General features: G+C 68.7%; 13 protein-coding genes and 1 pseudogene. 3 read left to right on the forward strand and 11 right to left on the reverse strand.

The annotated features are described in order from the left end of the window. Window positions 1-71 precede the first annotated feature (71 nt). The 4 genes and pseudogenes from CA606_RS20530 to CA606_RS03805 all read right to left on the reverse strand — a co-directional run. Window positions 72-137, reverse strand: a pseudogene (locus CA606_RS20530) (hypothetical protein); the annotation flags it as partial. 147 nt (window positions 138-284) lie between these two features. Beyond that, window positions 285-1226, reverse strand: coding sequence for a bifunctional riboflavin kinase/FAD synthetase (locus tag CA606_RS03795; RefSeq protein WP_181242770.1), 942 nt, complete (start codon window positions 1224-1226; stop codon window positions 285-287). Next, window positions 1226-1651, reverse strand: a complete 426-nt coding sequence (locus CA606_RS03800) for a MaoC family dehydratase (protein WP_181242771.1) — start codon at window positions 1649-1651, stop codon at window positions 1226-1228. Before CA606_RS03800 ends, CA606_RS03795 begins: the two co-directional genes overlap by 1 nt. 57 nt (window positions 1652-1708) lie before the next feature. Then, on the reverse strand, window positions 1709-2569 hold the full coding sequence (locus CA606_RS03805) for a TIGR01459 family HAD-type hydrolase (RefSeq protein WP_181242772.1): 861 nt from the start codon (window positions 2567-2569) through the stop codon (window positions 1709-1711). A gap of 146 nt (window positions 2570-2715) precedes the next feature. Here CA606_RS03805 and CA606_RS03810 point away from each other — a divergent pair, with 146 nt between their 5' ends. Continuing rightward, window positions 2716-3282: an NnrU family protein gene (locus CA606_RS03810; RefSeq protein WP_096052321.1), complete on the forward strand. Its 567-nt coding sequence runs from the start codon at window positions 2716-2718 to the stop codon at window positions 3280-3282. 143 nt (window positions 3283-3425) lie between these two features. On the opposite strand, the gene CA606_RS03815 is transcribed toward CA606_RS03810, so the two are convergent. From CA606_RS03815 to CA606_RS03825, 3 genes are all read right to left on the reverse strand, one after another. Further along, complete coding sequence (locus CA606_RS03815; RefSeq protein WP_096052320.1) at window positions 3426-4112, reverse strand: 2OG-Fe(II) oxygenase; 687 nt, start codon at window positions 4110-4112, stop codon at window positions 3426-3428. Beyond that, the gene (locus CA606_RS03820; RefSeq protein ID WP_096052319.1) at window positions 4109-4834 is read right to left on the reverse strand and encodes a methylated-DNA--[protein]-cysteine S-methyltransferase; all 726 of its coding nucleotides are present in this window, start codon (window positions 4832-4834) and stop codon (window positions 4109-4111) included. Before CA606_RS03820 ends, CA606_RS03815 begins: the two co-directional genes overlap by 4 nt. A gap of 98 nt (window positions 4835-4932) precedes the next feature. Beyond that, the gene (locus tag CA606_RS03825; RefSeq protein ID WP_181242773.1) at window positions 4933-6201 is read right to left on the reverse strand and encodes an EAL domain-containing protein; all 1269 of its coding nucleotides are present in this window, start codon (window positions 6199-6201) and stop codon (window positions 4933-4935) included. 300 nt (window positions 6202-6501) lie between these two features. Between CA606_RS03825 and CA606_RS03830 the strand changes: the two genes are divergently transcribed. Together CA606_RS03830 and feoB are read left to right on the forward strand one after the other, a co-directional pair. Further along, on the forward strand, window positions 6502-6822 hold the full coding sequence (locus CA606_RS03830) for a FeoA family protein (protein ID WP_181242774.1): 321 nt from the start codon (window positions 6502-6504) through the stop codon (window positions 6820-6822). Window positions 6823-6826: 4 nt separating this feature from the next. Further along, a complete protein-coding gene (gene feoB, locus CA606_RS03835; RefSeq protein ID WP_096052316.1) occupies window positions 6827-8722 on the forward strand; it encodes a ferrous iron transport protein B in 1896 nt (631 codons plus the stop codon). A gap of 43 nt (window positions 8723-8765) precedes the next feature. Here the strand turns inward: feoB and CA606_RS03840 are convergent, their stop codons facing one another. The 4 genes from CA606_RS03840 to relB1 all read right to left on the reverse strand — a co-directional run bounded on the left by CA606_RS03840 (window position 8766) and on the right by relB1 (window position 12413). Beyond that, window positions 8766-10382 carry a carboxylesterase/lipase family protein gene (locus CA606_RS03840; protein ID WP_096052315.1) on the reverse strand — a complete coding sequence of 539 codons (1617 nt, stop codon included), beginning with the start codon at window positions 10380-10382 and terminating at the stop codon, window positions 8766-8768. 85 nt (window positions 10383-10467) lie between these two features. Continuing rightward, the gene (locus CA606_RS03845) at window positions 10468-11796 is read right to left on the reverse strand and encodes a glycoside hydrolase 5 family protein (protein ID WP_096052314.1); all 1329 of its coding nucleotides are present in this window, start codon (window positions 11794-11796) and stop codon (window positions 10468-10470) included. A 75-nt stretch (window positions 11797-11871) separates the two neighbouring features. Continuing rightward, complete coding sequence (locus CA606_RS03850; protein WP_096052313.1) at window positions 11872-12153, reverse strand: type II toxin-antitoxin system RelE/ParE family toxin; 282 nt, start codon at window positions 12151-12153, stop codon at window positions 11872-11874. Next, complete coding sequence (gene relB1 / locus CA606_RS03855) at window positions 12150-12413, reverse strand: type II toxin-antitoxin system antitoxin RelB1 (protein ID WP_096052312.1); 264 nt, start codon at window positions 12411-12413, stop codon at window positions 12150-12152. Before relB1 ends, CA606_RS03850 begins: the two co-directional genes overlap by 4 nt. Between the last annotated feature and the right edge of the window lie 5 nt (window positions 12414-12418).

Genomic DNA, 12418 nt, shown 5'->3' on the forward strand with positions numbered 1-12418 from the left:
CCTAGACGTTAATCAAGGTTAACGGGTGGGGCGGCGGGAGGAAAGGATTTCTCCGACGGCGGGAGCGGGGGTCTGTGCGTCTTTCTCCTCCCCCTCTGGGGGAGGGGGACCGCCGAACGGCGGTGGAGGGGCCAGCCGAGCCGGCGACACCCCTGTCAGATCAGTATCCGCTTCTTCCGCCGACCACGGGATGGAACCCCGCCACTCGAGGCCCCCTCCACCCGCGTTCGCGGGTCCCCCTCCCCCGATGGGGGAGGAGAGAGCGACCTTTGCCCGCCCGCCCCCTAAAACGCCGGCGCCACGATCGCCCGGGCGGCCTGCTCGTCGCGGCGGATCTGGTCGATCATCAGCTCTAGGCTGTCGAACTTCAGTTCCGGGCGCAGGAAGGCGATCAGCTGGGTTTCGATGATCTGGCCGTAGAGATCCTCGTCGAAGTCGAACAGCCAGGTCTCCAGCCGCGTCTCGACATGGCCCGTGGTCGGGTTGTTGCCCAGATTGGCCACGCCGGACACCTCGCGCCCGTCGGGCAGGCGGGTGCGGGTGGCGTAGACGCCGAGCTTGGGGACCACATAGTCCTCGACCTCGACATTGGCGGTGGGAAAGCCCAGCTGGCGGCCCAGCTGCTGGCCGCGCCGCACCACGCCCTCGATGGCGAAGGGGCGGCCCAGGATCGACGCCGCCTGCTCGGGCTGACCGGCCCGCAGGGCGTCGCGCACGGCCGTCGACGAGAACTTGTCGCCGTCGCCGCTGGCCACCGGCTCGGCGATCGAGACGGTGAAGCCGTACTCCTCGCCATAGGTCCGCAGGAGGTCAGGGCTGCCGGTGCGGCCGCGTCCGAACGAGATGTCGAAACCGGCCGCCACATGGGTGACGCCCAGCCCCTCGACCAGCACCTTCTCGACGAATTCACGGTCGCCGTAGCTGGCCATCTCGAAGTCGAACGGCAGCAGGTAGAAGAGGTCGACGCCCAGTCCCCCCAGCGCCCGGGCCTGCTGGCCCTGGGTCATCAGCTTGAAGGTCGGCTCGGAGGGGCGGAACAGGCGACGCGGATGCGGATCGAAGCTGATCACCCCCAGCGGCGCCTTGCTGGCCATGGCGGCTTTCGCCGCCTGGGCGACCACTTGCTGGTGGCCGCGATGCACCCCGTCGAAATTGCCCAGCGCGATGGACGCGCCGCGTTGCTCGGGGGGGAGAGCCTTCCAGGCGTGAACAGTCTTCAGGGGCATCAGGCGGCCTTGCGGGGGACCATGACCACAGCCTCGCCCTCGACCACCGGCTTGCCGTTGACCAGACAGACCGTGGCGAAGGTGACGCGGGCCTTGGCCTCGTCGATTTCAGTGATGGTGGCGCGGGCGGTGACGCCGTCGCCGATCTTGACCGGGCGCTTGAAGCGCAGGGTCTGGGACAGATAGATCGCGCCGGGACCGGGCAGGGTCGTGCCCAGCACCGCCGAGATATAGCCGGCCGACAGCATGCCGTGGGCGATGCGCTCGCCAAAGCTGGTCTGGGCCGCGTAGTCGGCGTCCAGATGGACGGGATTGTTGTCGCCGGTCACTTCGGCGAAGGCCACGATGTCGGCCTCGCCGACCGTGCGGACCAGCTCGGCCGATTGGCCCACGCTCAGTTCTTCCAGGAACTTGCCCTGCATCACGCGCTTCCCTGCGGTTCTTATTGTGCGTTGCACAGAGTGTAGCGTTTCAAAACGCGGTCACCACACCAGATCGCCGATCGCGTGAGTCGCGCCCACGGCCTCGGCGTCCAGCAGGGCGTGGACGGCGTCGGGAACCAGCTGGCCGTCCGGACCCACGGCCTTGTCGCCATGGATGCCCTTGGCCACGAACAGGCAGGCCAGCTTCTGGTCGTGGGCGCCCTTGACGTCGGTGATGACGCCGTCGCCGACGCAGAGGATCCGCGCGCGATCGACGGGGCGGCCCAAGAGGCGCGCAGCCTCTGCCACGGCCAGGTCGTAGATCTGGCCAAAGGGCTTGCCGGCCATCACCACCTTGCCGCCCAGGCTCTCATAGAGGTCGGCCAGCGACCCGGCGCAGTAGATCAGCCGATCGCCGCGCTGCACCACGCGGTCGGGATTGGCGCAGATGAACAGCAGGCCCCGTTCGGCGGCGACCTTCAGGCGGTCGCGGTAGTCCTCGGGGACCTCGACCTCGTCCTCATAGAGGCCGGTGCACGAGATGAAGTCCGCGTCCTCGCAGCCGGCGGCGACCAGGTCGATGCCCTCATAGAGCACCTCGTCGCGGGCGGGGCCGATCTTCCAGACCTTGCCCGGCGCATTGGCCTTCAAGAGGGCGCGGGTGGCGTCGCCCGAGGTGACGAAGCCCTGCCAGGCCGAGCGCGGCACACCCAGTGCGTCCAGCTGCGCGACCACGTCGTGCGATGGGCGCGGCGAGTTGGAGATCAGCACCACCGGGCCCTTGGTCTGGGCCCACTTCGTCAGCGCGTAGCAAGCCTCGGGAAAGCTGGCGACACCGTTGTGGATCACGCCCCAGACGTCGCTCAGCACCACGTCATAGCGGTCGGAAAGGGCGGAGAGGCCGGGGGGGAAGTCCATCATGGCTCGGCGGTAGCGGTCTAGGAACGGGGCGTCAATGCGGCCCGGCCCCTTAGCTGAGCCCTGGGCGGCGGGATTCAAGACCCCAAGGGCCACGCTATCGAAGACCCGGGTTCCGTGACTATCCTGCCGGCCAACGGGAGAGCGTCATGACGATTCTGGTTCTTGGTCTTGTGCTGTTTCTGGGGATCCACTCGGTGCGCATCCTGGCCGCGCCGCTGCGCGACGCCCAGGTCGCCGCCAACCCCAAGCGCTGGCGCGGGCTCTATTCGCTGGTCGCCGCCGCCGGGCTTGGCCTGATCATCTGGGGCTGGATCGTCTATCGCCCCGCCGCGCCGCAGCTCTATGACCCGCCCGCCTGGGGGCGTCACGCGGCCATGCTGCTGGTCTGGCTGGCCTTCATCCTGCTGCCCACGGCCAATGCGCCGGCCGGACGGATCAAGGCGACGGTGCGCCACCCCATGCTGCTGGGCGTGATCCTGTGGTCGGCCGGCCACCTGATGGCCAATGGCGACCAGGCCTCGGTGCTGCTGTTCGGCGCGTTCCTGGCCTGGGCGGTGGTGGATCTGTTCTCCGCCATCCGCCGCAAGGAGCCCGCCCCGGTGGTGGTCAAGCCGCGCTCGGACCTGATCGGGGTGCTGGGCGGGACGGTGCTCTATCTGGTGTTCGTGTTCGTGCTGCACCGGCTGCTGTTTGGCGTTTCGCCGATGGGGTGAGGGTCTGCGCCCCCTCCGTCTCGCCGCGCGAGCGCGGCGATCCACCTCCCCCGTTTCACGGGTGAGGAGGACTCTTCACCCTCCTGCCCCGCTTGCGGGGGAGGTGGCGCGACGCGAAGCGGCGTGACGGAGGGGGCGCACCCTCACGTCGCATCGTGAAAGATCACCCCCAACGTCCGCCGCCTTCCGGCCCGCACCTCGCTGACCCCGTGCCGCAGCACCCGCCGATGCACGCCGCGCGTGCCTTCCGCCGGACGCTCCCGCACCGCGAAGATCACGCCTTCGCCCTGGCGCAGCGGCACCACCTGCGGCGCCGATTGCTGGCGGGGGCGCTGTTCGACGATCACGAACTCGCCGCCCTCGAAGTCGCGGCCGGGCTCGTCCAGCAGGAAGGCGGCCTGCAGCGGGAAGACGTGCTCGCCATAGAGGTCCTGGTGAAGGCAGTTGTAGTCGCCGGGGCCGTAGGTCAGCAGCAGGGGCGTGGGCCGCACCTGGCCCGCGTCGTGGCAGCGATCCAGCATCCCCGCCAGCGTCGGCGGAAAGCGGCGGTCCTCGCCCAGCCGCTCCGCCCAGCGGTTGGCGATCCCCGACAGCGGGCCGTAGAGACCCTCCCGCAGCCGCTGCACGACGTCGGGCAACGGATAGCTGAAATACTTGTACTCGCCGCGCCCAAAGCCGTGGCGGGCCATGATCACCCGGCTGCGAAAGCCCTCGTCGCGGGGATAGAGGGCGGCGACGCCTTCGCAGGTCTCGGGCTTGAGGATCGGGCCGGTCAGGGCCCAGCCGCGGGCGTCCAGCTCGGCGGCGATGCGGGTCCAGTCGAGAGTCACGCGGCCTCGCGCGCCAGCAGCGCACGCTTGCGCGCCACGCCCCAGCGATAGCCGGAGAGGCCGCCGTCCGACCGCACCACCCGGTGGCAGGGCGTGATCACCGCGAGCGGATTGGCCCCGCAGGCCTGAGCCACCGCGCGGAACGCCTTGGGCTGGCCGATGGCGTGGGCGATGTCGGCATAGGACACGGTGCGTCCGGCCGGGATCCGCCGCAGCGCCGCCCAGACGGCCTTCTGCAGGTCGGTGCCCAAGGCGTCGAGCGGCAGGTCGGGGCGCTGCTCGGGGTGGTCCACCAGGGTTGCGACCGCCGCGAGGTCGGCGGCCAGGCCCGCAGTGTCCGGGATCAGGCGGGCTTGTTTGAAGCGGGTCTCGAGGTCGCCGCGCAGGCTCTCGACATCGTCGCCCAGGGCCACGAGGCGAAGCCCGGCGTCCGAGCGGGCGATGAGCGCCAGGCCAAGGCTGGTCTCGACGACGCCCCAGCGCAGGGTCTCGCGGTCGAGGTCGGGCTTGCAGCGCAGACAGGCGCGCAGCCCCGCCGCCCTGGCCGCCTCGCGCGTGGCGTGGAAGTCGACGTTCTTGCGCAGCGGCCGTCCGCCACAGCTGGCCACGCAGTAGATGCCGGTGGTGCGCACGCCGATATAGAACGCGCCCTGGGCGGCGCGGTCCTTGGCGCGCAGGGCGTTCCAGCGGGCGTCGTCGTCGGGATAGGTCGGAGCGGTCATCGGAAGGTCTCCTTTCGTGAGGAGACCATGCGCCAGGCCGCGTCCGGGATCATTCCGAACCTTGCGGCCCGCTACCCGGACGTGTCAGCAGTCGCGTCCTACCAGCCCACGGCGCGGCGACGCATCGGCGCGCGAATGAAGTCGGCGGGCGGATCGGCCTCGGCCAGTACGGCGTCGCGGATGGCGCGCGGCTCGCCGAACAGGTGGCCCTGGCCATAGCCGATGTCGAGGTCCAGCACCTCGGCGACCTGCTTCTCGGCCTCGACCTTCTCGACGATCACCTCGATGCCGTAGCGACGGGTGAGGGCGGCGAAGTCGCTGGCGTTCAGGTCGGGCAACGAGGCGATCACCAGCTTGCCGTCCTGCTCTTCCAGCTGGTCCAGCATCATCTGGGCGCCGACTTTCAGGAACTTCACGTCGGCGCGGGCCAGGTCCTGGAAGTCGACGTCCAGGTCGCTGACCTTGTCCAGGCTGAAGCTGAAGCCCAGGCTCGCCAGACGGGCCATGTGACGGGCCTCGACCGGGCCGCGACGCTCGAACGCCGCCTGGCCCAGCTCGAAGATCACCGCGCCGGCCAGATCCTTGTTGGCCTGCATGAACTCCAGGAACTGCGGGAAGAACGTCTCATCGCTGAGGCTGGCCAGCGAGATGTTGCAGAAGATGCCCACCTTGCGGTCCTGCTTGGCCAAGCGGCGCACGATCTGCACGCAGCGGAACAGCAAGAGGTTGTCGATGGCCGTCATCAGGCCCTCGGGCTCGGCCACCGCCAGATACTCGGCCGGCATCATCACGCGGCCGGTCTCGTCGCGCAGGCGTGAGAAGCTCTCGTAGAAGACCGTGCGGCGCTGGGGCAGGCTGACGATCGGCTGCAGATAGAGGTCGACGCGGTTCTCGGCCAGGGCGTCCTGCACCACCTGCAGCATGTGGCTGGCGTGCGGCGCGCGATCGCGGGCGCCGGTGCGGGCCGAGGCGGCGGCGACCTGGTGGGTCAGCTGGTGCTCCAGCCGGTCGTTCATCTGCTGGATCAGGTCCTCCAGCTGATGCACCTCGGTCGACAGCTCCTCGGAGCGGCGCTGGGCGTCGGCGGCGACGGTGTCGACGAGGTCGGTGACGCGGGCGTCGACCTTCTCGATCTGGTCCAGCAGGATGGCGTGGGCTTCGCGGATGGTGTCGATGTCGACGCGCAGGGCCGCGCCCATCAGCGCCTGGGCGATCAGGCCGTGGAACGCAAAGCACAGGCCCAGCGTGCCGATGAACGCCGAGACGCCCACGGACGGCGTCGCTCCCGTTCTCAAGAGGAACAGGGAGACAAGCAAAGCCAGACAGAGATAAGCGCCCGTCAAGAGCGCCAGCATCAGCCTACGCATAAACCGTCCACACGAATCGTTACACGCAATCAGACCGGTCCCGGCCTGAAGAGTCGAATAGATTAACGACCCTGCGCCATTCCGTCCCAAGATCCCTTAAGTCGCCAGCATAACCCGGAACGAAGGGATCGCTGAATCGACATCGGCCGCTTCGACTGATAATCGTTCGCAATCCTAGAGCGTGACGCCGAAGGTAGGAACCGGTTTCGGCGCTCGTCACGCTCTAAGTGTTTGATTTAGAGCCTTGTTATCGTGTCGAAACGATTTCGTTCTGACGCGCAAGGCTCTAGCGGAGCCATGATGTCCGAAGCGTTCGTTTTGTCGCCTGAATTCAATCCCGCCGAGACCGCGTCGGGCGTGCGCTCCCTGGCCACCGCCGGCCCAGGCCAGCGCGGCGTGATCGTCCGTGTCACCGGCCATAGCGGCGCGGCCGAGGCGGTGGAGGCCGAGGAGCTGGAGCGCCGTCTGCTGGAGATGGGCTTCGTCGAAGGCGCGTCGATCGAGGTGCTGCACGAGGGCCTGTTCGGTCGCGATCCGATCGCCGTGCGGGTGGACGACACCCGCGTGGCCCTGCGCCGCCGCGAGGCCGGCGCGATCAGCGTGAAATTCGACGGACTGTAAGACCTTGACCCCCGATTCCGGCGCCGCTGCGCCCCCTATCGCCGACACCGCCCGGATCGCCCTGGTCGGCAATCCCAATTCCGGCAAGACCGCGCTGTTCAACGCCCTGACCGGCAGCCGCCAGAAGGTGGCCAACTACGCGGGCGTGACGGTGGAGCGCAAAGAGGGCGTGCTGACCGCGCCCAGCGGCCGTCAGATCCGCGTGCTGGACCTGCCCGGCACCTATTCCTTGCGCGCCCGCAGCCCCGACGAGGTGGTGACCCGCGACGCGGTGCTGGGCAAGCTGGCCGGCGAGGACGCCCCCCAGGCCCTGGTCTGCGTGGCCGACGCCACCAATCTGCGGCTGGTGCTACGCCTGGCCCTGGAGCTGAAGCAGGTGGGCCGCCCGTTCGTGCTGGCCCTCAACATGTTCGACATCGCCCAGCGCCAGGGTCTGCGCATCGATGTCGAGCGCCTGCAGGCCGAGATCGGCGCGCCGATCGTCACCACGGTGGCCACCCGCAAGCGCGGCCTGCCCGAGCTGCTCGACAAGGTTGAGGCCCTGGTCGACCGCGACGCCCTGTCCGGCGACAATGTCTGGCACGAGCCCAGCCCCGCCGAGATCCGCGCCGCCCACGCCGAGGCCCAGCGCATCTTCAAGCTCTGCGTCAAGCCGCCCGAGCGGCCCGACACCATGACCGGCAAGATCGACGACGTGCTGCTGCACCCGGTGGCGGGTCTGGCGATCCTTCTGGGTCTGTTGTTCGTGATGTTCCAGGCGGTGTTCACCTGGGCGACCCCCGCGATGGATGTCATCGACGGCGGCTTTGCGGCCCTGATCGAGCTGACCAACACGCGTCTGCCGCAGGGGCTTTTGACCAGCTTCATCGCCGACGGCCTGATCGCCGGCGTCGGCAGCGTGCTGGTGTTCCTGCCGCAGATCCTGATCCTGTTCTTCTTCATCCTGCTGTTGGAAGACAGCGGCTACATGTCCCGCGCGGCCTTCCTGATGGACAAGATCATGGGGGGCGCGGGCCTGCACGGCCGGGCGTTCATCCCGCTGCTCAGCAGCTTCGCCTGCGCCATCCCCGGCATCATGTCGACGCGGGTGATCGACAACCGTCAGGACCGCCTGACCACGATCCTGGTCGCGCCGCTGATGACCTGCTCGGCGCGGATTCCCGTCTACACCCTGATCATCGGCGCCTTCATTCCCAACCAGACGGTCTGGGGCGTGCTGTCGCTGCAGGGCCTGGTGATGTTTGGCCTCTACGCCAGCGGCATCGTCAGCGCGCTCCTGGTGTCATTCGTGATCCGGCGCGTGTTCTGGCGCGGCGCGGTCGAGCCCTTCATGATGGAGCTGCCGACCTATCGCTGGCCCGAGCCGCGCAACGTCCTGATGAACCTGTGGACCCGGGCCCGGATCTTCATCAGCCGGGCCGGCCGGATCATCATGCCGCTGATGGTTCTGGTCTGGGTGCTGTCGACCTTCCCCTATCCGCCCGAGGGCGCGACGGGGCCGGCCATCGACTATTCCATCGCCGGACAGCTGGGCCAGTTCCTGGCCCCGCTGATGGCCCCGATCGGCTTCAACTGGCAGATGACCGTGGCCCTGATCCCCGGCATGGCCGCGCGCGAAGTGGCCGTGGCCGTGCTGGGCACCGTCTATGCGGTCGGCGGCGAGGACGGCGAGACCGGCGCCCTGTCGACCTTGCTGAAGAACCAGTGGTCGCTGGCCAGCGCCCTCTCGTTCCTGGCCTGGTACGTCTTCGCCCCGCAGTGCCTTCCCACCCTGGGCGTGGTCAAGCGCGAGACCAACAGCTGGGTCTGGCCGACGGTGATGTTCGTCTACATGGTGGCCCTGGCCTATATCGCGGCCTTCATCACCTACCACGTCGCCGTGGCGCTGGGGGCGGGCTAAGGGCTCTCCCCCCGCCTCATCCCGGCCTGGTCACCTTACGCGATCACGTGCCGAACTGGGTGAAGGGCACGCGGTTGAAGAACGCCCGCTCGGCGCCGCGCGGGTCGTCCTCTAGGCGCGAGACGGTGTCGAACACCATCGTCTGGCGGCGGGGCAGGGTGTAGGGCTCCCACTTTGGCAGGGCGCCGCCATTGGGATCGCCGGTGCGGGCGAAGGCGATGAAGGCGTCGCTCATGGTGTTGGACATCGCCACCGAGTCCGGCCCCGTCCCGACGATCGAGCCCTTGGCGTCCAGCGTGCCGAACACCAGGCCGATGTCGATGGTGTGCGGCGCGCCGAAGATCCCGCCCTGGATCGGCGAGCGCCAGTTGACCTGATAGGCGAAAGCCGGCGCGCCGGCCCTGGCCCGCTCCTCGTCCTGGATGATCGCCGCCTTCCACGAGCGCCCCGCCGTGGACGCGGCGAAGAACACGTCGGCCGGCGAGTAATTCGGATAGGTCTGGCGGTAGAAGGCCACCACCGTCTCGGGATCGATGTCGATGCGGGCGTTGAACTGCCCCGGCAGGCGGGCGATCACCTCGTCCCAGGTCTGGGGGAAGCTCTTGGCGTCCCAGCCGATGAAGCCCTTGGTCTCGTCGTGGGTGTTGCCGACCATCATCGGGACCGACAGGCTCTGGGGCGCGGCGTCGGGGAAGAACGGGTGACGGGTCAGCGACCGCTGGTCCAGCACCGGACCCACATAGACCCCGCCCGAGCCGGCGATCGGATCGACCGCCTTCAGCCCCGCCAGCATCTCGGCGGCGGGCAGGGCGCGCAGGGCGGCCAGGTCCTTGATCCCCAGCTTGTCGAGGAAGGCTTTGGCGCGCTTGGTGGCGTTGAACGGGCCGCCGACCGTCACCTGCTGGCCGCTCATGGTGGCGGCGCGGTGGAACAGGCCCTTGGCGCTGGGCATGGCCATCAGGGTGGCGATCTTGGCCCCGCCGCCCGACTGGCCAAACAGCATGACCCGCTCGGGATCGCCGCCGAAGGCCGCGATATTGTCCCGCACCCATTGCAGGGCCAGCACCAGATCCAGCTGGCCGACATTGCCGCTGTCGGCCACCGAGGCGTCGTTGAACAGGCGGGCGAGATACAGATAGCCAAAGGCGTTCAGGCGGTGGTTGACGGTCACCACCACGACATCGCCGCGCTTGGCGAGCTTGGTTCCCTCGTACCAGGGGCTGGCCCCAGACCCGCCGTTATAGGCGCCGCCGTGGATGTAGAACATCACCGGCCGCTTGGCCCCGTCAGCCAGGCCGGTCTTCCGCGCGGCCTTGGCCGGGGTCCAGACATTGAGGAACAGGCAGTCTTCGGAGAGGGTCTCACCCTCCTCGCCCTTGCCGGTCTGCATCGAGGCCGGACCATAGGCCAGGGCGTCCTTGACCTCGGTCCAGGGCTGGGGCCGCACCGGCGGCATGAACCGCCGCGCCCCGCCGGTGTCGGCGCCGTAGCGCAGGCCCTTGAAGACGCTGACGCCGTCCTGGACGTAGCCGCGCACCTTGCCGTTGGTGGTCGCCACCACCGGCGAGCGCGCCTCGGCCGCGACGCCCGCGCGGGGCAGGGCGGCGTAGGCGCTCAGCGCGGCTGCGCCGGTGATCAGCGTGCGGCGGGTGGCGGTCATCGGGCTTCCTCCGGCGCTTTCTGACGAGCGGTCCGAAGCGGTATCACGGGTGACACCGGTGACAATCCCTTTGTTGGCCCTCGGACTAGCCCAGAGACTTCACCGCCGCCGCGTGCGCCTTGATCACCGCCAGGGTCGAGGTGTCGGCGTCGAACACGCCGAACAGGCCCTGTTCCTCCTGGGGCGGATCGCCGACATAGCTCTTGTCGCCCTTCTTGAACCAGGCGTCCGGCTGCTGGGCGCGGCCCTCGCCGTTCCAGGCCCAGAAGTTGACGCCGGCGGTCGGTCCCCCGGCCTTCATGTCGGCCAGGGCCAGGTCCAGCATCGTCCTGTAGAAGCGGTCGCGATAGGTGGTCGGCGAGCCGGGCGCGAACTGGCGGCCGTCGCGGATCAGGCCGAACTCCTCGATGGTCAGCGGCTTGTTCAGGCGCTTGGCCAGGGCGATGTGCTGGGCGACATAGTCGCGGCACTTCTGCTCGCCGGCCTCATAGGTCGAGGGCTGGTCGGTCATGCTGATCCAGCCCCAGTTGTTGGGCCAGATGTGGATGGTCATGTAGTCGATCACCGGCGGGGCGTGGGCGTCGACGACGCACGACTCCAGGCCCATGCAGCCCATGGTCCCCTCGCTGCCGGTGCTGACCAGATGCTGGTTGTCCAGGCGCTTGATCAGGCTGGCGGTGTCGCGGATCCAGGCCTGGTAGGCGGGCATGTTGCTCTGGCCAAAGGCGTCCGAGCCGGCGGGGCGCGGCTCGTTGGCCAGCTGCCAGGCCATGATCGTGGGATCGTCGCGATAGGGCTTGCCGGTGACGGTGCTGACCCGGCTCACCAGGCTCGTCACATAGTGGCGGAAGAGGGCGTTGGCCTTCTGGTTGGCGTAGAACCGCGCCGAATAGTCCGCATACTGAGGCCAGGGATAGGCCGGGTCGCCCTGCTGGAACCAGGGGCCATCGCCCACCCAGTTCAGATAGGCCGGCATGCCGCCCGACCAGTCCCAGAAGTTGTTGACGTAGATGACCGCCTTCATGTCGCGCTTGGCCATCTCGGCCAGGGTGACGTCCAGGCCCTTGAGCAGGTCAGCGTTATAGTCCTCGCCCGGCCCCCGGAAGGTCGGGTCCATGGCCACCTTGGCCGGAGACTGCTCGCCCGCGCCCAGGATGCGCAGGTTGGTGACGCCCATGGCCTTCAGGCGATCCAGCTCGCGGCGCAGACGGCCGATGTCGCCATAGCCGGCCGGCGCCCCCAGCCAGGCGGCGTACCAGACATTGGTTCCAGCGAAGCGATAGGGCTTGCCGTCGAGGCTCAGCCGGCCGTCCTTGACGGTGACGAAGCCCTTGGGCGCCGCCGGCGCCTTGGCCGCGCCGATCGCAGGCAGGGCCGCTGCGGCGGCGATCAGGTGGCGGCGGGAAAGGGTCATGGCGTCCTCCGGGCAACCTCTGCGGGGCTCTGTGCGCGCACCATGCCGTGAGCTGATAGCGCTAACAACTTACTTCTATCGTTGCTCAAGGCCGTGCCAGATCCGGGTGACATACACGCTGGAGCCGAGGAGCCGGTAGCGGATCACATAGGCGCTCTGACCAAATGGAATGCTGATCTCGCGGACGGTAGGACCAACCGGGCGACCTCGCGACGGCGCCTCGGTCAAACTGTCGATGGCGTCTTCCAGAAGGGGGCCCAGTCTAGCCGCTGCTCGGGGGTCACGCTCGAAAAGCCAGACGATGAGACGGTTGAAGTCTCTCTTGGCCCTGACGGACACCAAGACCGTGAAGGTCACCCCAGGCCCGCAGTCACGCGACGCATATGAGCGCGGAACTCATCGCGTGAAATCGCCGGCTCGTCGCCCCGCTCGATGGCGTCGGCGATGGCCTCGTCGATGGCGGGGTCCGGATCGATCGCTTTAGGCGCCGCGCCTGTCAGGCCTGCGTCGATCAGCGCAACGGCGTACTCGGACGCGGTCATGCCCAGGCGGTCGGCAACGACCTTCAGCCGGGCGGCCTGCTCTTGATCGATATGAATGTCGAAGCCATCGGCCATCTGCG

It is taken from the genome of Caulobacter vibrioides, assembly GCF_002310375.3.
Lineage (GTDB): Bacteria > Pseudomonadota > Alphaproteobacteria > Caulobacterales > Caulobacteraceae > Caulobacter > Caulobacter vibrioides_D.

Coding starts and splice junctions, on each gene's coding strand:
- CA606_RS03820 (WP_096052319.1), bottom strand. CDS start 4,834: ATGACCGCTCCGACCTATCCCGACGACGACGCCCGCTGGAACGCCCTG.
- CA606_RS03840 (WP_096052315.1), bottom strand. CDS start 10,382: ATGACCGCCACCCGCCGCACGCTGATCACCGGCGCAGCCGCGCTGAGC.
- CA606_RS03795 (WP_181242770.1), bottom strand. CDS start 1,226: ATGCCCCTGAAGACTGTTCACGCCTGGAAGGCTCTCCCCCCCGAGCAA.
- CA606_RS03845 (WP_096052314.1), bottom strand. CDS start 11,796: ATGACCCTTTCCCGCCGCCACCTGATCGCCGCCGCAGCGGCCCTGCCT.
- CA606_RS03810 (WP_096052321.1), top strand. CDS start 2,716: ATGACGATTCTGGTTCTTGGTCTTGTGCTGTTTCTGGGGATCCACTCG.
- CA606_RS03805 (WP_181242772.1), bottom strand. CDS start 2,569: ATGATGGACTTCCCCCCCGGCCTCTCCGCCCTTTCCGACCGCTATGAC.
- relB1 (WP_096052312.1), bottom strand. CDS start 12,413: ATGGCCGATGGCTTCGACATTCATATCGATCAAGAGCAGGCCGCCCGG.
- CA606_RS03830 (WP_181242774.1), top strand. CDS start 6,502: ATGTCCGAAGCGTTCGTTTTGTCGCCTGAATTCAATCCCGCCGAGACC.
- CA606_RS03825 (WP_181242773.1), bottom strand. CDS start 6,201: ATGCGTAGGCTGATGCTGGCGCTCTTGACGGGCGCTTATCTCTGTCTG.